The following is a 21,005-nucleotide window of genomic DNA, read 5'->3' on the forward strand; positions in this document are numbered from 1 at the left end:
TATCCACATACACTCTTAAAGGTAGAAAATTTGATTCAAAATGGAATCAAAACGGAATCAAAACGAGAACATTCATCTAATTTTGTTATTATTTTATGTGGGTAACTTAATTTTGTATCCAGGGATTTTTCTTTTTATCGTCTTTTTCATTAAGAGCTTTAAAGAATGCTTTTTGAGGAATTAAAAAGTTGCCAAAGAAGAACATCACAGCTGCTCCAAATATAAATCCTCCAATATGAGCTCCATAGGCAACTCCGCCCTGACCTGAACTTCCGCTTGAACTAATAAATTGCAATATAAACCAAAAACCTAGAACAAACATTGCAGGAATTTTTACTATTTGAGAAAAAAAACCAAAAGGTATCAACACTAAAACTTTATTTCTGGGGTATCTGATTAGATATGCACCTAGAACACCACTAATAGCTCCACTTGCACCAACCATTGGAATAGTTGAGTTTACATTTAAATATACTTGGGTCATTGCGGCCGCAACCCCTGATGCTAAGTAAAATAAAATAAATTTTATTTTTCCAAGATCATCTTCAATATTGTCAGCAAAGATCCACATATAAAGCATATTACCGATTAAATGCATAAAACCTCCATGCATAAACATTGATGTTATTAAGGTAAGATATGGATCAATTTTATTCAGCTCATTTGGCAAAGGTTCTGTACCCAACAGCGAGGCGGGAACAACCCCATAAGAATAAAATAAATTGCCATTATCAAAACCTGTAGAACTTATTTGTATTAAAAAAACTAAAATACAAATACCTATTATTGTGTAACTAAGTACTGGAGTTGAAAGTGTATTATTTTCGTCTTTTAATGGGATCACGAATTAGTTTCCGCATTGTGCTCGGTGCATCATTAAATGGTCAAGCAAAATACACGCAAGCATTGCTTCCCCAATAGGAACAGCACGAATACCAACACAAGGATCATGTCTTCCTCGAACAGAAATTTTTGTATTTCTTCCTTTGGTATCAATAGTGTCACGAGTATTTAATATAGAAGATGTAGGTTTAACTGCAAACGATGCGATAATTTCTTGACCTGTAGAAATTCCACCTAAAATTCCTCCTGCGTTATTAGATAAAAATTTTGCTTTTCCTCCTTTGGATCTTATCTCATCAGAATTAGTTTCTCCTGTTAAGCTTGCAGCATTCATGCCAGCTCCAATGTTAACGCCTTTCACTGCATTAATACTCATAAGACCAGCAGCAATATCTTGATCGAGTTTTGAGTAAATAGGCGCACCTAGACCAACTGGAACTCCTTTAGCTCTAAGCTCTATTACTGCGCCACATGAGCTCCCAGCTTTTCTAATGTCTAGTAAATATTGTTCCCATACGGGCACAGTTTCTTTGTCAGGACAAAAAAAAGGATTTTTTCTAATTTCTTTATCATTCCAAAGTTTACGATCAATCATCAATGGACCAATTTGTATGACTCCACCAACAATAGAGAATTTTTTTCCAAGTAATTTATTTAATACAACTTTGGCAATAGCACCTGCTGCAACGCGCGAAGCAGTTTCTCTGGCCGATTGTCTTCCTCCACCCCTAAAGTCTCGGTTTCCATACTTCATAAAGTAAGTAAAATCAGCATGTCCTGGTCTAAATTTATCTTTTATACTTTCATAATCTCTAGACTTGGTGTCTTCATTAAAGATGATCATTGAAATTGGCGTTCCTGTTGTTTTTCCTTGAAACACTCCAGACAATATTTGCACCTGATCTTTTTCTTTTCTTTGAGTTACAAATTTTGATTGACCAGGTCTTCTTTTATTTAATTCGATTTGAATATCTTTTTCAGAAATAACAATATTTGGAGGGCAACCATCAACTACACAGCCAATTGCTGGACCGTGAGATTCTCCCCATGTGGTAAATCTAAATAGCTTTCCAAAAGTATTAAATGACATTAAATATATTTTATAAGGTATTTTTAGTTATTTATGAATCAAAAAAAATATAAAACAAATAAACTTGGACTGAATGCGTGTTTTCTTGATAAGAAAAATCCATTTGAGCTCTTTAAGGTATGGATGGCTAAAGCAAAAAAAACAGAAATTAATGATCCTAATGCTTTAGCGCTTGCAACGGTTAATCAAAATAAACAGCCGTCAGTTCGTATGGTTCTATTAAAAGGTTTAACAAATACGGAGTTTATTTTTTATACAAATCTAAAAAGTAAGAAAAGTAATGAATTAAAAATCAATCCCAAAGCATCCATGTGTTTTCATTGGAAAAGTATAAGACGACAAATAAGAATTGACGGAAATATAAAAAAAGTTCCAAGTAAAATTGCTGATCAATATTTTAATACTAGACCCTATGGTAGTAGAATTGGAGCATGGGCATCCATACAATCAACTCCAATGGAATCTAAGTTAGATTTAATAAAAAGAATTGAACAATACAAAAGAAAATTTCCGGCTCATAAAAAAGTTCCAAGACCCCCTTATTGGTCAGGTTGGGCCTTAAAAGCAAATCAAATTGAATTTTGGTTAGATGGTAGTAATAGAATTCATGAAAGGCTGAAATATACAAGATCTGGATCTAAATGGATTAAAGAAATTTTATATCCTTAAACTTTTATAAATAAATGCAAAGTATATTAGACCCTGCAATTTTATTTTTCATCTTTGGAGTTTTTGCTGGAGCTGTTAGATCTAATTTAGAAATCCCATCTGCAATTACTAAATTTTTATCATTATATCTTTTAATGGCTCTAGGATTAAAAGGAGGATTTGCTTTGCAAAAATCAGGAATAACAATTGATATAGCAAAAACTTTGTCAATTGCTGTTATACTTGCAATTATCATTCCTATTCTTGGATATTATTTTCTTAAAAAAAAATTAAATAGTTATGACTCTGCGGCAATTGCAGCAACTTATGGCTCGGTAAGCGCTGTGACCTTTATTACTGCTAGTCAATTCTTAGATCAGAACCAAATTACATATGGAGGTCATATGGCAGCAGCCATGGCGTTAATGGAGTCTCCAGCAATTATTCTTGCAGTTTTTTTAGCAAGTGCTGTAAAATCTAGTAAAAAACAAAGCTCTCTTAACTTGTTACATAAATCTTTTACCGACGGTGCTCAATTACTTTTAATTGGAGCAATGATCGTTGGTCTTTTTGCTGGTGCTAATGGTGAGAGAATTATGGCACCTTTTTCGATTGATTTATTTAAAGGCATGCTAGCTTTTTTCTTACTTGATATGGGATTGATGGTAGCTAAAAATTTTAAACAAGTTTTAAATAAACCTGCTTATGTTTTAATTTACGGAGTATTTGCGCCGCCCATTCATGCATTATTAGCTTTATTAATATGCAAAATTGCTGATGTTAGTTTGGGTGAAACTATTTTATTAATGATTTTATCTGCTAGCGCTTCATATATAGCTGTACCAGCTGCTTTAAAATATGCTCTACCAAAAGCTAATCCATCCCTATATTTTGGAATGTCATTAGGATTAACTTTTCCAATAAATATCATAATTGGAATTCCACTTTATACATTTATTGCTAAATTATTTTTTTAGAGAAAAAGATTTATGATTTTTTTACTCGACTATAAATTTTATCAAAGCCTTTACTTAAACTTTTAAATATTCCAGATTTTTTTGATCTCATTAAAAGTTCTTCGTTGATTCCACCTTTGGTCTGGAATTCTGCAATCATTTTATCTATTGAATAATTATAGCTTTTAAAAAGTTCATTATTTAAGGCTTTAAATAAATGATTTATATATTCTTTGGATTTATTTTGATTAATACCTTTTTTTACAAACCATTTGTGAGCAGTATTAAATATCTCAAGATATGTTGCCATAAATGAAGTCATTACCCACAATTTTTTATTCTCTTTTTCATAATTTGTAGCAATGACTTTTCCAAGTTTTTTAAAAAAGTTTTCAATAATCTTATTTTTTGGATAAATGATAATAGGTCCAAGATTATATTTAATCATAGGAAGTGGAGCTATTTTAAATATTCTTTTAGCTGGAAAAATTATTTTTTTTAGTTCTTGATTATGAATGGTAGACATAAAGTTTAATACCGTATGATTTTTTTTAAATTTTAATTTACTTAATATTTTCTTACCAACTTTTGGTGTAACAGAAAGTACGATCCAATTAGATTTATCAATTACTTCTTGATTAGATTTTGCAATTTTTATCTTTTTAAATTTATTTTTTATAGATCTACTTTTTTTTTTATTTTTGGGAGAAAGAATTATCTCTTGAAAGTTAATCTTTGCTTTAAATATTCCTTCAATAAGTGAAGTTGCTATTTTTCCAACACCAATAAAACCTAATTTCATAGTTTTAAAAATTAATTAAATTAGATATATCATTCATAAGAGCAATTATAAGATTATTAAAACTTTTGTTTTCCACATAATTAAACTTATTAACCTGATTCAAATTGACTTTTAACATCGTATAAACGATTATTAGATTCGTAGGGAAGAGACCTCTCGTAGGCACCGAAGGAGCAACAGCCCAGGAAACTCTCAGGTAAAAGGACCTTACAATTATATAACTCTGGAAAGAAAGTTTAAAACTTCACCGAAGGAGCAATACTCTCAGGTAAACATACAGATGGGCCAACAAGAATTGGAGTTATATAATATTTATGAGTGTTGCAGATTTTGAGTTAAAAAAATCAAATAAAACAACCTTATACGAATTTCATAAAAGTTTTGGTGCCAAGCTTGTAAATTTTGCAGGTTATGAAATGCCAATTCAATATCAAGATGGGATTATTCAAGAACACATACATACAAGAAACTCTATTGGAATTTTTGATGTTTCGCATATGGGTCAATTAAATATAGAATGTGGGAGCAGTATTTTTCCTTATCTTGAAAAAATAATTCCATTAGATTTTTCAGCAATTGAGAATAATCAATCTAAATATTCATTTCTATTAAATGATAATGGGGGAATCGAAGATGATTTAATTGTAACTAAAGTAAATACTGGAATTAAAATTGTGCTTAATGCAGCTTGCAAAGATAATGATACTAAAATTATTAAAGAATCAATTGGTGGAGGATTTACCGCGGTATTAAGAGAAGATGTATCATTAATTGCAATTCAAGGCCCACGTGCTGTTGATGCTATGGAAAAAATTTTTAATGGTATTTCAAAACTTAATTTTATGCATGGAAATTATTTTGAATATAAAAAAAAAAAAATTTTTATAACAAGATCAGGATATACCGGTGAAGATGGTTTTGAGGTTTCCATAGAAAATGAGGATGTTCAAGAATTGACGCAAGATATCATGAGAGTTTCTGAAGCTAAACTTATAGGACTTGGCGCAAGAGATTCGTTGAGATTAGAAGCAGGACTATGTTTGTATGGGCATGACATTGATGCAAAAACTACACCAGTGGAAGGCGCCTTATCATGGGCAATTCCTAAAATAAAAAAAGAAAAGGGTGGATTTTTAGGGAATAAAATAATTCTAGATCAAATTAAAAATAAACCTAAAAAAATTAGAGTTGGAATAAAACCAGAGGGTAAAATTATTGCAAGAGAAGGAACCAAAATTTTCTCAAATGATCAAAAAGAAATAGGACATATAACTAGTGGTGGTTTTGGACCTAGTGTAAATGGACCTATTGCTATGGGATATGTTGATTATGATCAATCAAAAGAAGGCAATACAGTAATTTTGAAAATTAGAGAAAATATGGTGCAAGGAGTAATAAGTAAGCTTCCTTTTTATAAAAAAAACTATGTGAAAAATTAAATATGACAGAAAAAAAATACTCAAAAAAACATGAATGGTTAGAAGTAAATGATAATATTGCAACAGTTGGGATTACCAAGCATGCAGCAGCTCAATTAGGTGATATTGTTTTTGTAGAAGTTCCATCATCTGGAAAATCTTTTAAAAAAGATGATCCGGCTGCAGTTGTTGAGTCAGTGAAAGCTGCAAGTGATGTTTATTCTCCACTCACTGGTGATATTAAAGAGTCTAATCAAGCAATTGTTATAGATCCATCGCTTATAAACAAAGATCCAGAAAATTCAGGTTGGTTTTTCAAAATTACGATCAAAGATCAAAACGAGCTTAAAGACTTATTAGATAAGAGTGATTATGAAAAATATGCAGTGGAGAATCCAAATTAATGAGAGATTTAAGTAATTCTAGAGAATTTATTGGACGTCATATTGGCCCATCAGACGAACATGTCAGAATTATGCTTTCATATTTAAATGTTAAATCATTAGATGAATTTATTAAAAAGATTGTTCCAGATAAAATTTTAGAAAAAGAAGACCTAAAATTAGATGATGCTATTTCAGAAGATAAAGCTCTTAAATTATTAAAACAAATTTCTCAAAAAAATAAAATTTATAAAAATTATTTGGGAGCAGGATATTATGGAACTATCACTCCTAATGTTATTTTAAGAAATGTACTAGAAAACCCAGGATGGTATACCGCTTATACTCCTTATCAGCCGGAAGTTGCGCAAGGAAGATTGGAGATGTTATTAAATTTTCAGCAAATGATTATTGATCTTACCAAGATGGATATCGCAAATGCATCACTGCTTGATGAAGGAACAGCTGCAGCAGAAGCAGTAGGTTTATGTCAAAGAACTAATACAGATAATTTAAATAAAATTTTTGTTTCTAATAGATGTAATCTTCAAACAATTGATGTAGTTAAAACCAGAGCAGAACCTTTTGGCCTTGAAATAATTGTAGGCGATTATGATGTAGATCTTCCCAAATTAGATAATTTGTTATGTGCAATCGTTCAATATCCAGATTCACTTGGTAGTATTTATAATTTAAAAGAAATTATCGATATTATTCATAATAAAAAAGGCAAAGCCATTGTTATAACTGATTTACTAGCTCTGACTTTAATTAAGCCTCCAGGAGAAGTAGGTGCTGACATTGTAGTTGGAAACTCGCAAAGATTTGGTGTGCCTATGGGATACGGAGGTCCCCATGCTGCTTTTTTTGCAACTAAAGATGAATTTAAAAGATCGATGCCTGGGAGAATTATAGGTGTTTCTGTTGATAGAAAAAATAAACAAGCATTAAGGATGGCTTTGCAGACTCGTGAACAACATATACGAAGAGAAAAAGCAACCAGCAACATTTGCACTGCTCAAGCATTACTTTCAATTATGGCAGTTGCCTATGCAATTTATCATGGTCCTGAAGGGATAAAAAAAATAGCTGAGCGAACAGCTGGAATTGCAAATTTATTTGCTCAGGGGATACAAAAAAATAATTTTAAAATAATTTCTCAAAATTATTTTGATACCGTGACTATATTTACTGGGGATGAAACAGAAGATTTTTATAAAAAAGCTTTAGCTAAAAAAATTAATATTAGAAAACTAAAAGATTCAATCAGTATTTCTTTTGATGAGACTTCTGAAATTAATGATTTAAAAGATTTATTTGATGTATTTGGTATTAATGAAAAAATATCTAACGAGACTAATATTGATCAGATTTCTAAAGAATTCTTAAGAACATCAAATTATTTAACTCATGAAGTATTCAATTCTTATCATTCAGAAACTGAAATGCTTCGATATTTAAAACGTCTGGAAGATAAAGATATTTCCTTAAATAGATCAATGATTGCATTAGGTTCTTGCACAATGAAATTAAATGCAGTTGCAGAAATGATCCCAGTTACTTGGCCTGAATTTGGATCTCTTCATCCATTTGTCCCAGTAGATCAAGCAGAAGGTTATCATCTAATGTTTAATGATTTATCTAAAATGCTTTGTGAAATTACTGGATTTACTAAAGTTTCTCTGCAACCCAATTCTGGTGCCCAAGGAGAATATTCAGGTTTGATGGTTATTAGAAAATATCATTTATCTAATGGCGATAAAAATAGAAATGTTTGTCTTATCCCAAGTTCAGCGCATGGAACAAATCCTGCAAGTGCACAAATGGCTGGAATGAGAGTTGTGGTTATTAATTGCGATAAAGATGGTAATGTTGATTTTGAAGATCTTAAAAATAAAGCAATAGAGCATTCAAAAAATTTAGCCGCATTAATGGTCACCTATCCATCCACACATGGAGTATTTGAGGAACAAATCACAGATATCTGTAAAGTTATTCATGACAACGGTGGACAAGTTTATATGGATGGCGCGAATTTGAATGCACTTGTTGGAATTGCAAAACCAGGAAAGTTTGGACCTGATGTTTGTCATATGAACTTACACAAAACATTTTGCATTCCTCATGGGGGTGGAGGACCAGGAATGGGACCTATAGGAGTTGCACATCATTTAGAGAAATTTTTACCAAATCATCAAGTAATAAAAGAAAATTCAGGACCTAGTACAGGTATGGGCGCTGTATCATCTGCCCCATGGGGAAGCGCATGTATTCTTCCAATATCATGGATGTATATAAAAATGATGGGAATAACAGGACTTAAAAGAGCAACTCAAATAGCAATTTTAAATGCGAATTATATTTCAAAAAAATTATCTGAACATTTTAGCACGTTATATAAAGGTAAAAATGGATTTGTTGCTCATGAGTGTATTATAGATTTGAAATCTATTAAGGCTGAAACAGGAGTTAGCGAAGAAGATATTGCGAAAAGATTAATAGATTATGGTTTTCATGCTCCAACGATGTCCTGGCCAGTTGCTGGAACTTTAATGATCGAACCTACTGAAAGTGAAAGCCTGAGTGAATTAAATAGATTTTGTGATGCATTAATTAATATTAAAAAAGAAATTAATATGATTAAAAATAAATTATTCGATGTTAAGGATAATCCCCTTAAAAACGCACCGCACACATTTCTTGAACTTTCAACAGATGTTTGGGAACATAAGTATACTAGAGAACAAGCAGCCTTTCCTTTGCAATATTTAAAAAATAATAAATATTGGGCGCCAGTTTCAAGAGTAGATAATGTCTACGGCGATAGAAATCTCGTTTGTAGCTGCCCAAGCTTAGAAAGTTACAAAGAAGAAGCGGCATAAATGAAATTAGAATTACTATATAACCCTGGCAATGTTCTCTGTGACTTTCTTAATATAAAAGATGATCACAAGTTTATATTAAGAGTTTTTGTAAATTTAACTTATTATGGACATATATTAGCAGCTCTTGCTTTATTGTATGTAAAAGTAACCAGTTAATTATGAGAAAGATTAAATCAAAATCTCAAGGTTATTTAAGTTTAGTCGCAATAGTTTTAGCTACTTTTTTAATAACTTTTCCAGCAGGATTTGTAACAAGAGCAGCTTTAGATCCTTGGTATTTTAATTTAGTAAAACCAGCTTTTAATCCACCAAATTGGATTTTTGGACCTGTATGGGCATTACTTTATGCAATGATGTCAGTTGCGGCTTGGCTAGCTTATAAAAAAAGCAAAAATTCAAATAAAATTTTAGTAGTTTATTTTATTCACTTACTAATTAATGCAAGTTGGAGTTATGTTTTTTTTTATTATAAACAAATTTTTCTTGCGAGCTTTATAATTTCAATCATTATTTTTTTTATTTTATATTTAATGGTTTTATATTCTAAATATAGCAAATCTTCAGTCGTATTAATGCTACCTTATTTTGCGTGGTCAACATTTGCGCTGTATTTGAATAGTACGATTTATATTCTTAATTCGACCTATTGATTAAATAAAAAGTTAGTTCTTGAAGATTTTTTTTAATTTCAGAATCTTTGAATATATTTAAAGAATCAGAAGATACATTTGAAAAATGCTCAGCTCTTTTTTTACAAATAGCAATCACGCTATATTTTTGCATTAAAGATAAAACTTTGTTTAATTCTTCTTCAGTCCTTTTTTCCTGTGAAAAAAATTTTTTAACTAACTTTCGTTCATTGTCATTAGATTTTTGGAATAAAATAATAATTGGTAAAGTAATTTTACCTTCATAAAAGTCATTACCAATATTTTTGCCAAATGCTTTAGTAGAATTATAATCTAAAATATCATCACTAATTTGGAATACGATACCAAGATTAATTCCATAAGATTGTAATGCTTTTTTTTCGTTTTCAGATTTATTTGCAAGACATCCACCCACTTTCATTGCTGCACCAAATAATGAAGCAGTTTTTTGTGTAACAATATCTAAATAAACTTGCTCAGTAATATCAACTTCGTTTTTATGTTGAAGTTGCAGTACTTCACCTTGAGCAATCTCTGCTGATACATTTGATAAAAGTTTTAAGACTTCTAGCGAACCAACATCAACCATAATTTCAAAGCATCTACTTAAGAAATAATCTCCAACCAAAATAGAAGGTTGATTCCCCCAAATAACATTTGAAGTTTTTTTACCTCTTCTTACTGAACTATTATCAATAACATCGTCATGTAATAAAGTTGCGCTATGTATAAGTTCAACGCATGCAGCTAAATGAATATTATGTTCTTCTTTATACTCATTTAATTTAAAACTTGCTAAAGTCAGAATAGATCTTAATCTTTTTCCACCAGAGTCTAATTGATATAACGTCATTTTACCAATTAGATCGACTTCACTTGATAATTTTATTTTTGTAAATTCTTCTACTTTATCTAATTCTGTATTAAATATTTCCCTAAGAGAATCATAAGGACTTTTTTTCTGAAACTTCTCTAGTTGAACGATATTATTTTTCACGTCGAATTTGTAGCATTAATAATTATAAACTTTTATTAAATTTTTATTCTGGAATACTATTAATAAATGTTTAAAAGACATTAAATAAACATGTTTTCTTTATTTAAATCAAAACCAACAGTCTCTTTAATTAGATTAAATGGGGTTATAGGAAATGTAGGCAGATTTAGCCAAGGAATGAGCTATGCCAGCCAAAGTGACATTATAAAAAAAGCCTTCGCTTTAAAGAATATTAAAGCAGTTGTGATTTCTATTAACTCTCCAGGAGGGTCCCCAGTTCAATCTAATCTTTTATATGATCTTATTCGATCTGAGGCAGAGGAAAAAAAAATTAAAGTTATAACTTATGCTGAAGATGTGGCAGCTTCAGGCGGGTATATGTTGATGTGTGCAGGAGATGAAATTTATGCAAATGCTAATTCAATTGTTGGATCTATCGGAGTTATTTATTCAGCATTCGGATTTCAAGAGTTAATAAAAAAAATTGGGGTACAAAGAAGAGTACATACCGCAGGAGAAAGCAAGAGCATTTTAGATCCATTTTTAGAAGAAAAAAAAGAAGATGTAGAAAAGTTAAAATCTTTGCAAAAAGATTTACATGAAGAATTTATTAATTTAGTCAAAAATAGTAGAAAAGATAAGTTAAAATCTGAAAATTATTCAGTATTATTTTCTGGAGAGTTTTGGTCTGGAAAAAAATCATTACAACTTGGATTAATTGATGGAGTCGGAACTTTACAAGAAATTTTAAAACAAAAATTTGGTAAAGATATTAAAGTTAAAAAATTTGAAGCGGCGCAAAGTTGGTTAAAGAGAAAACTTTCCTCACAATTACAAGGATCGTATTCAGAAGTTATAAATGAACTGGAAGTAAGATCGATCTGGAACAAATATGGCTTATAAAAATGGTAATTAAAAAAAAATTAAATAAAAAAAAAACTATAACTAAAAAAAAAGTTGTAACTAAAAATAAGTCTAAGTCACAAGATTTATCTTTCCAGGATATTATATTTAAATTACAAAAATTTTGGTCCGATTATGGTTGCGTAGTGATGCAGCCTTATGACATGGAAGTTGGGGCTGGAACTTTTCATCCTGCAACAACTTTAAGATCACTTGGACCTAGACCTTGGAAAACAGCTTATGTTCAGCCATCTAGAAGACCTACAGATGGTCGTTACGGAGACAATCCTAATAGACTTCAACACTATTATCAATTTCAAGTTTTAATCAAACCATCACCAGAGAATGTACAAAGTCTTTATCTTAGAAGTTTAAGTGCACTTGGAATTAATTACAAAGAGCATGATATTCGTTTTGTAGAAGATGATTGGGAAAGTCCTACATTAGGCGCTTCAGGACTTGGATGGGAAGTTTGGTGTGATGGAATGGAAATTACACAATTTACCTATTTTCAACAGATGGCAGGGTTTGAATGCAAGCCAGTCTCAGCAGAAATTACTTATGGTCTTGAGAGAATTACAATGTTTATTCAAGGAGTAGATAGTGTGTTTGATATTAGATGGAATAATGAAGGCATAAAATATGGAGAAGTTTATAAACGTAATGAAAAAGAATTTTCAGCGTATAATTTTGAATTTGCTAATTCAGATAATCTTTTAAAATCATTTGCGATGGCAGAGGGTGAGTGTCAGAATTTATTATCTAAAAATTTAGCTCTACCGGCTTATGATCAGTGCTTAAAGGCTAGTCATATCTTTAATACTTTAGATGCAAGAGGGGTTATATCTGTGACAGAAAGAGCTGGATTTATTAACAAAATTAGAACACTTGTTAAGAGTACAGCAGAAGTTTGGTTAAAGAACTCTGACTAATGTCTGATTTATTATTAGAATTATATTCAGAGGAAATACCACCTACTTTACAAGAAGATGCTAAGAAGAATATTGCAACAAACTTTACGTCATTTTTTGAAAAGCATAATTTTAAAAAAGTTGAAAGTGAAATTTATTCAACTCCAAAAAGATTAATTCTTTATTATAATAATTTACCAACAAATATTAAAACTGAAGCAAAGGTTTTAAGAGGTCCAAAAGTTGGAGCGCAAGAACAGGCAATACAAGGTTTTATTAAATCAAATAATTTAGATTTAAAAGATATTTACGAAGAAGAAACAGATAAAGGAAGATTTATTTTTGCAAAAACACAAATAAAAGAAATACCAGTTATTGAAGAAATTAAGAAAAATATCCCTCATTTTTTAAATGGCTTACAATGGAGAAAAAAAATGCGATGGGGTAATTATGATCTTTCTTGGGGCAGACCTTTAAAATCAATTTTATGTTTATTTGATAAACAAACTATTTCATTTAATTTTTTTCATTTAACATCTACAAATATTACTTATGTAGATGGGCCATTAGAAGATAAGGCAGTTATTATTAAAGATTATACTCATTTTAAAAAAATATTATCAGATAAAAAAATTACTTTTGACAATGCCGAAAGAGAGAAATTAATCACTAAAAACATTCAATCATTTCTTAAAAAGAATGATTGTGAATTAGAAATTAATAATAAACTACTTAAACAAGTTATTAATCTTGTTGAAGATCCCATAGTTTTAAAAGGATCATTTCTAAAAGATTTTTTAAAATTGCCAGAAGAGCTTCTTATTTTAACAATGCAACATCATCAAAGATATTTTCCTATGCGTTCTATTAATAATCATAAATTAATTAATAATTTTATTGTGGTTGCAAATAAAGAAGATATTAAAAATAAAATTATAAAAGGAAATGAGAAAGTTCTTACTGCTCGTTTAACAGATGCAAAATTTTTTTGGGAAAAAAATAAAAGTCAAAATTTAGTCAAACAAGTAAGCAAACTTAAAGGCATTACTTTTTATCAAAGCTTAGGTTCGCTTTATGACAAAACTCAGCGAATAAGAGTTTTAGCTTCATTGATCGCAGATATAATTAATTGCAAAAAAGATGATGTAGAAATAGCAGCTTCAATCTGTAAAGCAGATCTAGTTTCGGATTTAGTAGGAGAATATCCAGAACTTCAAGGTGTACTTGGAAAATATTTTGCAGTCGAGCAGGGTTTCAGTTTAGAAATTGCAAATGCAATTTCTGATCATTATTTACCTGTTGGACCAGAAGATAAAGTTCCTAAAGAAAAAGTTTCTATCGCGGTTGCGCTTGCTGATAAGATTGATAATTTAGTTGGTTTCTTTGGTATTAACGAAAAACCGACTAGTTCAAAAGATCCTTATGCGCTGAGAAGATCAGCGTTAGGAATTCTTAGAATATTAATTGAAAATAAAATTTTTATTTCATTAAAAGAATTAATTAATAACTCAAAAAATTCTTATCTTACTCAGAATGTAAATATAAAAAATCTGAAATTTAATGAGGAAATTTTAGCCTTTATTACAGATCGATTTAAAAACTTGCTTAAAGATCAAAAAATCAGACCTGATGTTATTGAGTCTGTCTTGTTTAATAGTAGATCCGATGATTATTTTTCATTGTTTACTAAGATCAAAAATTTAAACAAAGTAGTAAAGAGTAATGACGGGCAAAATGTCATTGCAGTTTATAAAAGATGCTCAAATATTTTAGAGCAATCCAAGAAAGAACTTAAGCAAGAATTTTATGGTGATCCAGACACAGTTTTATTTAAATATAATGAAGAAAATTTTTTATTAGAAAAAATAAATGAAATTAGAGAACATTATACAACTCCTGCACGATTAAGAACTGTAGAGCAGACGATGAGTTTATTAGCTGGCACAAAAGGTTTTGTTGATAAGTTTTTTGATAACGTAAAAGTTAATGATGAAAATGAGCAGATCAAAAAAAACAGACTAGAGTTACTATTCCTATTGTGCAAAACTTTTGATAGTTTTGCTGACTTTTCAAAATTTGAGGTTTAAAAAAAATGCCAAAGTGGGTTTATCAGTTTAACAGTACAAACTGCGAAGGAACTGTTTCGCAAAAACCACTTTTAGGTGGAAAAGGAGCAAACCTTGCAGAGATGGGAAAATTAGGCCTGCCTGTTCCTCCCGGATTTACAATTACAACAGAAGTTTGCAATGAATTTTATAAAAATAATCAAAAATATCCTGATGATCTTAAAATTCAAGTTGAAGACGCCATAAGAAATATTGAAAAAATTTTAGGAAAAAATTTTGGTGATATTAGTAATCCATTATTAGTATCTGTTAGATCAGGAGCAAGAGTATCAATGCCTGGAATGATGGATACCGTTTTAAATTTAGGACTAAACGATAAAACTGTTTTAGGATTAATAAAGAAAACTGATAACGAAACATTTGCATATGATAGCTACCGACGTTTTATTCAAATGTATAGCAATGTAGTTCTTGAAGTTGATCATCATAATTTTGAAGATTTGCTTGATAATTATAAGCTAACAAAAGGAGTGTTATCAGATACAGATCTCAAATCCGAAGACTGGAAAACAATTGTTGGAAATTATAAGGACATCGTAAAAAAACATACAAAAAAAGATTTTCCACAAGACTCTCATGAACAGTTATGGGGAGCGATAAGTGCCGTATTTAAATCGTGGCAAAATCAAAGAGCAAAAACTTATAGAAAACTAAATAATATTCCTGAAGAGTGGGGTACGGCAGTAAATATTCAATCTATGGTGTTTGGTAATATGGGGAATGATTGTGCAACTGGAGTTGCGTTTACTCGAAATCCATCAACAGGAGAAAATAGTTTTTACGGGGAATATTTAATTAATGCGCAAGGCGAGGATGTTGTTGCAGGTATTCGAACACCACGAAATATTACGAAAAAAGCAAGATTAGAATCTTCTTCTGATGATTTATCTTTAGAGGAAACAATGCCAGAAGCATTTGCTGAGCTTACTAAGATTTATAAAAAATTAGAAAGTCATTATCGTGATATGCAAGATATAGAATTTACTATTGAGAATAAGAAACTTTGGATGTTGCAAACAAGATCAGGAAAAAGAACTGCAAAAGCATCAATTAAAATTGCAGTAGATATGGTTAACGAGAAATTAATTACAAAAGATGAGGCTTTACTAAGAATTGATCCAAAAATCTTAGATACCTTACTTCATCCAACTTTAGACCCAAAAGCTAAAAAAAATGTAATTGCAAAAGGTCTTCCTGCTTCACCAGGCGCAGCAACCGGTAGAGTTACATTTAATGCAGATGATGCTGAACAAATGAAAGCTAATAATCAAAATACTATTTTAGTACGAGTAGAAACTTCTCCAGAAGATATACATGGAATGCATGCTGCAGTTGGAATTTTAACTTGTAGAGGAGGAATGACAAGTCACGCTGCTGTTGTGGCAAGAGGAATGGGTAGAGCCTGTGTTTCAGGAGCTGGAAATATAAAAATAGATTATTTAGCTAAACTTTTTAAAGTAGATAACACTGAAGTTAAAGAAGGAGATATTATAACAATTGATGGTTCAACAGGTGAGGTTATGCTTGGAGAAGTGAAAACAATTAATCCAGATATATCAGGTGACTTTTCTGAAATAATGAAATGGGCAGATCAAGTTAGAACTTTAAAAATTAGAGCAAATGCAGAAACTCCATTAGATTCTAAAACTGCAAGAGGTTTTGGTGCTGAAGGAATCGGACTTTGTAGAACAGAGCATATGTTTTTTGATGAAGAAAGAATTTTATATGTTAGACAAATGATCCTTTCAAAAACAAAAGAAGATCGTCTTAAAGCTTTAGATAAAATTTTACCATTTCAAAGAAAAGATTTTGTTGAAATCTTCACAATTATGAAAGGACTTCCTGTCACAGTAAGATTATTAGATCCTCCATTGCATGAATTTTTACCAAAAACAGAAAAAGAAATCGATATTGTTGCTAAATCTTTAAAAATTCATTCAAGTGAAATTAAAAATAGAATTAATTATTTGCACGAAGAAAATCCAATGTTAGGTCATAGAGGATGTCGTTTAGCTATTTCTTTTCCTGAAATTTACGAAATGCAATGTCGAGCAATTTTTGAAGCCTTATATGAATTACAAAAACAAAAAGTTGAGGCTGTAATTCCAGAAATTATGATTCCACTTGTAGCAACAGAAAGAGAAATTGAAATATTAAGAAACTTAGTTGATCGTATTGCACAAGAAGTTCAAAAAAATAATAATTTTAAAGTAGATTATTTAGTTGGAACCATGATTGAGCTTCCAAGAGCTGCTATTAACGCAAAAAATATTGCAAAGCATGCAGATTTTTTTAGCTTTGGAACAAATGATTTAACACAAACAACGCTTGGAATATCTAGAGACGACTCAGGAAAATTTTTAGATGATTATGTTGAGAATAAAATATTTAAAATAGATCCTTTTGTTAGTATTGATCAAGATGGTGTTGGTGAACTTATAAGACTTGCATGCTCTAGAGGACTTGAAACAAAAAATACTGTTAAACTTGGAATTTGCGGAGAGCATGGTGGAGATCCAGATTCGATAGATTTTTGTCATAGAACTGGTTTAAATTATGTGTCTTGTTCGCCTTATAGAGTTCCAATTGCAAGGTTGTCTGCAGCCCAAGCAAGAATAAGAGCTAAAAAATAACAAGAGTTTTTCTTAAATAAATTATTGGCTACTTACACTATTAGGAATTAACTAGTTAAAGGTGGTTATTTTGGAACCTATATAAAAAACGTGGATTTACTTAGGTTTTTTATGTTATTTTATTTAAAAAGTAGACTTTTCCATGTCAAAAAAACATTTACATAAAAGTGTAAATTAAATAGTTTCGCGCGAATTAACTAAACAAAAAAGTAAAACAAATGAAAACTATACTAGCAACAATCGTAAGTATGTTCTTATTCGTATCTTTTGCAAATGCTCAAGCAAAAACTTGTGCTGATTTAATCAAAGCATACGATGCTAAAGTAAAAACAGTAAAATTAGATGCAGCAGCTACTAAAAAAGCTGGTGATCTAAGAAAAGCAGCTGGCGACCAATTGACAGCTAAAAAAGAAGCTGATTGTGTAAAATCAATCAATGCAGCTTCTGCTGTTTTAACTCCAGCTAAGAAATAGTTATTTTTTAAAGTGCCAACATTTTGGTTGGCACTTTAAAACTCTTCTCCTTGCATCAAGCCAAATAATAAATTTACAATTACAAATTATTTTTTTAAGTGATCTTTGTGATGAATTACAAAGTAAAAATATGAAACAATACAAAATATACCAAATACAGAAAAAGCTAGTTGATAAGAAAAAAGATTACTGAAACCAAAAGATTTAAATAAATCGATCAAAATACCAATAAACCACTGCACTGTAAAAGTACCAAGAAATAGAATTAGATTGTAACTCGATAAAGCTTTACCAGCGATGGCATTAGAAAAGGTCATACCAACTGCTGGCTGCGCTAGAGACACGAATACACTAGAAATTAAAAAAAGTGAAAAATGAAAACCACTTACGTTTGCTCCAGAATAAATAATAAATCCAATAGTTAAAAAACTAAAAGGAACTCCCACTATAATAATTTTATCAGTAGAAATTCCTTTCTTATGAAAATAAGGATTAATCAGTCCCCATATAAAAAAAGTTACTAACATAGACAAATTTAACCAAAATAAATTAGTTGCAGATTGGATTGGTGTAAATCCACTCACATTTGTCATCCAAGGTCCTGCCCATAAAGTTTGTATTGCTTGTAACCCCCCATAATTAAAAAAACCGAGTGGGACTAAACTTAAAAAATATGGATGAGACCAAATAGTTTTGTAACTTGAAATCCCAATATTTTCTATTTGAGTTTCATCTTTATTCCAGTAAGGAATTATAAAAAATAAAAGTATTATCGTAACTAAAATTAGAATAGCAATAATTAAAAAAATATTTCTCCAACCAATTTGTGGTAATAACCACTGTATTGGAATTGTTGATGCCAACATTCCTAAAGCTCCCGTCATTAACATCCATGCATTAGCTCGTTGTTGCTGCTCATGAGGTAGCCATTTTCTATATCCTGTTAACGGAGCCATTAAACATACTGAGACTCCAATCCCAATTAAAATTCTAGATATTAAAAGATTAAAAAAATTTTCAGATTTTGAAAATGCTATAGTACTAATTAGTGCGATTATTAAAAATGAAATAATTATTTTTTTAGGTCCATATTTATCTAATAAATAACCTCCAGGAAGCTGCATTGCAGCAAATCCTAAAAAATACCCTCCGGCTAATAATCCAAGATCTCCAGAATTTAATCCAAGCTCCTGAGAGAAAACAGGGGATAGGGTTGCTGTACTTGCTCTTATAAGCGTGGATATGAAATATCCTAATGCAAATACTAAAAATACAATAATTGCTCGTTTTTTAGTTAGTAAATTTCCGCTCAAATCAAATTCCTTTCATTTTTAATTTACAACTAATCATTAATTTTTAAATTTTTAAAGAAATCTAAAGCTTCAGGATTAGCTAGTGCTTCAATATTATCAATTTTATCGCCATTAATTATTTTTCTTACAGCAATTTCAACAATTTTGTTAGATTTTGTTCTAGGAATATCTGGACAAGAAATAATTTTAGTTGGCACATGTCTTGGACTGCAATTAGTCTTAATTTTTTTTTTTAACTTATCAATTAATTCATCGGAAAGTAAATTTCCTTGAGTTAATTTAACAAAAAGTATTATTCTAATATCATTTTTAAAGTTCTGACCTATTACAATTGATTCAGCAATTTCACTGAAAGATTCAACTTGTCTATAAATTTCAGATGTACCAATTCTAACTCCCCCAGGTTTTAATGTTGCATCAGATCTTCCATAAATAATATAACCACCATTTTTAGTTTTTTGAATATAGTCACCGTGGTGCCAAATATTTTTATATTTTTTAAAATAAGCATTTAAAATTTTATCTTCAGATTTATCATTCCAAAACATTACAGGCATTGATGGAAAAGGTTTTTTAATTACTAGTTCTCCTTTTTCATTAATACTAGTAGAATTTCCATTTTCATCAAAAACATCAACATCAATTCCAAGACTAGGTCCTTGAAGTTCTCCTGCATAAATATTATTAAAAGTATTACAAATATTAATAACTCCAACAACATCAGTTCCGCCCGAGATTGATCCTAAGTGAACATCTTTCTTAATTTTTTTATAAACATATATAAAGCTTTCTTTGACAAGAGGACTTCCAGTCGAAGTTATAGTTCTTAATTTTTTAAGATTATATTTTTTTGCATTGAAGTTTTCTTTTTTTAGTTGATCTATGTATTTTGCTGCAACACCAAATAACGTAAACTGATGTTCCTCACAATATTTAATTAAGCAATCGTTATTTTTATAAAATGGAAAACCATCATAAAGATAAATACTTGCTTTACAGGCAAGTCCTGCAACCAACCAGTTCCACATCATCCAACCTGTAGATGTAAAATAAAACAACCTATCATTTTCTTTTACATCACAATGAAGAATAAGTTCTTTCATTTGCTCGATTAACGCATTTCCAGCTCCATGGACTATGCATTTAGGGTAACCCGTGGTTCCGCTTGAATACAGTATATAAATTGGATGATCGAAAGGAAAATCCTCAAAATCTTCGTTGACTTGATTTTCACTTAAAATTTTATCAAGAGAAATATATGAATGATCAGTTTTTTCATCATCGTAATTAAAAATAATTACATGTTTAATAGAAGGTATTCTTTTCAAAATTTCGGGAATCTTTTCAATTAATGATATTTTTTTTCCATTATAAAAATAGTGATTGGCGCTTATTAAAATTTTAGGTTCAATTTGTAAAAACCTATCAACTACGCCTTGAATTCCAAAGTCAGGAGAGCAAGATGACCAAATACCACCAATTTTTGCAGTTCCCAAAAAAGTAATTATTGTCTCGATAGTATTAGGGACGTAAGCTGCAATACGATCATTCTTTTTTATTCCAATTTTTTTCAAAAATCCTGAAAAAATGCAAAGTTTTTCATATAATTCATTCCATTTAATTTTTCTTTCAAAACCTGTTTCTGATCTAAAGAATATAGCTAAGTCTGAATTTTTTTTTGATATTAAATTTTTTGCAAAATTTATTTTAGCATTAGGAAAGAATTTAGTTTTATGAAAAATAGAATGATTTTTAATAATTTGTTTCCCTTTAAATCCCTTAAGATTAAAAAAATCCCAACATTCAGACCAAAATATATCATCATTCTTAACGGACCATTCCCATAGTTTTTGATAATTTGTTTTAAAACTTATTTTATATTTCTTCTCTATTAAATTTTTAAATTGATATAAATTTGAATTTTCTATTTTCTTTTTACTAGGCGACCATAGCAAATCATTCATTTTTAAAAAT

General features: G+C 30.1%; 17 protein-coding genes and 1 riboswitch. Of the genes, 11 read left to right on the top strand and 6 right to left on the bottom strand.

What is annotated here, in order from left to right; all coding sequences use genetic code 11:
• Window positions 1-106: 106 nt before the first annotated feature.
• Complete coding sequence (locus AC8IGH_RS02850; RefSeq protein WP_507419208.1) at window positions 107-844, bottom strand: rhomboid family intramembrane serine protease; 738 nt, start codon at window positions 842-844, stop codon at window positions 107-109.
• A 3-nt stretch (window positions 845-847) separates the two neighbouring features.
• On the bottom strand, window positions 848-1,933 hold the full coding sequence (aroC, locus tag AC8IGH_RS02855; protein WP_507419209.1) for a chorismate synthase: 1,086 nt from the start codon (window positions 1,931-1,933) through the stop codon (window positions 848-850).
• Window positions 1,934-1,966: 33 nt separating this feature from the next.
• On the opposite strand from aroC, the gene pdxH reads away from it, so the two are divergent.
• Together pdxH and AC8IGH_RS02865 are read left to right on the top strand one after the other, a co-directional pair.
• Window positions 1,967-2,602 carry a pyridoxamine 5'-phosphate oxidase gene (gene pdxH / locus AC8IGH_RS02860; protein WP_507419210.1) on the top strand — a complete coding sequence of 212 codons (636 nt, stop codon included), beginning with the start codon at window positions 1,967-1,969 and terminating at the stop codon, window positions 2,600-2,602.
• A gap of 14 nt (window positions 2,603-2,616) precedes the next feature.
• On the top strand, window positions 2,617-3,558 hold the full coding sequence (locus AC8IGH_RS02865) for a sodium-dependent bicarbonate transport family permease (protein WP_507419211.1): 942 nt from the start codon (window positions 2,617-2,619) through the stop codon (window positions 3,556-3,558).
• Between the two features lie 10 nt (window positions 3,559-3,568).
• Here AC8IGH_RS02865 and AC8IGH_RS02870 read toward each other — a convergent pair whose 3' ends face one another.
• On the bottom strand, window positions 3,569-4,339 hold the full coding sequence (locus AC8IGH_RS02870; protein ID WP_507419212.1) for an NAD(P)-binding domain-containing protein: 771 nt from the start codon (window positions 4,337-4,339) through the stop codon (window positions 3,569-3,571).
• Between the two features lie 133 nt (window positions 4,340-4,472).
• Window positions 4,473-4,557: riboswitch (glycine riboswitch) on the top strand.
• A gap of 96 nt (window positions 4,558-4,653) precedes the next feature.
• Between AC8IGH_RS02870 and gcvT the strand changes: the two genes are divergently transcribed.
• The 4 genes from gcvT to AC8IGH_RS02890 all read left to right on the top strand — a co-directional run bounded on the left by gcvT (window position 4,654) and on the right by AC8IGH_RS02890 (window position 9,675).
• On the top strand, window positions 4,654-5,778 hold the full coding sequence (gene gcvT, locus AC8IGH_RS02875) for a glycine cleavage system aminomethyltransferase GcvT (RefSeq protein ID WP_507419213.1): 1,125 nt from the start codon (window positions 4,654-4,656) through the stop codon (window positions 5,776-5,778).
• 2 nt (window positions 5,779-5,780) lie between these two features.
• Window positions 5,781-6,161, top strand: a complete 381-nt coding sequence (gene gcvH, locus AC8IGH_RS02880) for a glycine cleavage system protein GcvH (protein ID WP_507419214.1) — start codon at window positions 5,781-5,783, stop codon at window positions 6,159-6,161.
• Window positions 6,161-9,022, top strand: a complete 2,862-nt coding sequence (gene gcvP, locus AC8IGH_RS02885) for an aminomethyl-transferring glycine dehydrogenase (protein WP_507419215.1) — start codon at window positions 6,161-6,163, stop codon at window positions 9,020-9,022. The genes gcvH and gcvP overlap by 1 nt, the downstream gene beginning before the upstream one ends.
• A 161-nt stretch (window positions 9,023-9,183) precedes the next feature.
• A complete protein-coding gene (locus AC8IGH_RS02890) occupies window positions 9,184-9,675 on the top strand; it encodes a TspO/MBR family protein (RefSeq protein ID WP_507419216.1) in 492 nt (163 codons plus the stop codon).
• Here the strand turns inward: AC8IGH_RS02890 and AC8IGH_RS02895 are convergent.
• Window positions 9,659-10,672 carry a polyprenyl synthetase family protein gene (locus AC8IGH_RS02895; protein WP_507419217.1) on the bottom strand — a complete coding sequence of 338 codons (1,014 nt, stop codon included), beginning with the start codon at window positions 10,670-10,672 and terminating at the stop codon, window positions 9,659-9,661. The genes AC8IGH_RS02890 and AC8IGH_RS02895 overlap by 17 nt on opposite strands.
• A 90-nt stretch (window positions 10,673-10,762) precedes the next feature.
• Between AC8IGH_RS02895 and AC8IGH_RS02900 the strand changes: the two genes are divergently transcribed.
• The 5 genes from AC8IGH_RS02900 to AC8IGH_RS02920 all read left to right on the top strand — a co-directional run bounded on the left by AC8IGH_RS02900 (window position 10,763) and on the right by AC8IGH_RS02920 (window position 17,718).
• The gene (locus AC8IGH_RS02900; protein ID WP_507419218.1) at window positions 10,763-11,575 is read left to right on the top strand and encodes a S49 family peptidase; all 813 of its coding nucleotides are present in this window, start codon (window positions 10,763-10,765) and stop codon (window positions 11,573-11,575) included.
• A 2-nt stretch (window positions 11,576-11,577) separates the two neighbouring features.
• Window positions 11,578-12,507, top strand: coding sequence for a glycine--tRNA ligase subunit alpha (locus AC8IGH_RS02905; RefSeq protein WP_507419219.1), 930 nt, complete (start codon window positions 11,578-11,580; stop codon window positions 12,505-12,507).
• Window positions 12,507-14,573, top strand: coding sequence for a glycine--tRNA ligase subunit beta (gene glyS / locus AC8IGH_RS02910; RefSeq protein ID WP_507419220.1), 2,067 nt, complete (start codon window positions 12,507-12,509; stop codon window positions 14,571-14,573). Before AC8IGH_RS02905 ends, glyS begins: the two co-directional genes overlap by 1 nt.
• A 5-nt stretch (window positions 14,574-14,578) precedes the next feature.
• Window positions 14,579-17,245, top strand: coding sequence for a pyruvate, phosphate dikinase (gene ppdK / locus AC8IGH_RS02915; RefSeq protein WP_507419221.1), 2,667 nt, complete (start codon window positions 14,579-14,581; stop codon window positions 17,243-17,245).
• 218 nt (window positions 17,246-17,463) lie between these two features.
• Entirely contained in the window at window positions 17,464-17,718 is a 255-nt protein-coding gene (locus AC8IGH_RS02920; protein WP_507419222.1) for a hypothetical protein, read from the top strand.
• A gap of 86 nt (window positions 17,719-17,804) precedes the next feature.
• Here the strand turns inward: AC8IGH_RS02920 and AC8IGH_RS02925 are convergent, their stop codons facing one another.
• Window positions 17,805-19,031, bottom strand: coding sequence for an MFS transporter (locus AC8IGH_RS02925; RefSeq protein WP_507419223.1), 1,227 nt, complete (start codon window positions 19,029-19,031; stop codon window positions 17,805-17,807).
• Between the two features lie 29 nt (window positions 19,032-19,060).
• A partial coding sequence (locus AC8IGH_RS02930; protein ID WP_507419224.1) for an acetoacetate--CoA ligase occupies window positions 19,061-21,005 on the bottom strand: 1,945 nt, incomplete at its 5' end.

Source organism: Candidatus Allofontibacter sp. (genome assembly GCF_038145245.1).
Classification (GTDB): domain Bacteria; phylum Pseudomonadota; class Alphaproteobacteria; order Pelagibacterales; family Pelagibacteraceae; genus Fontibacterium.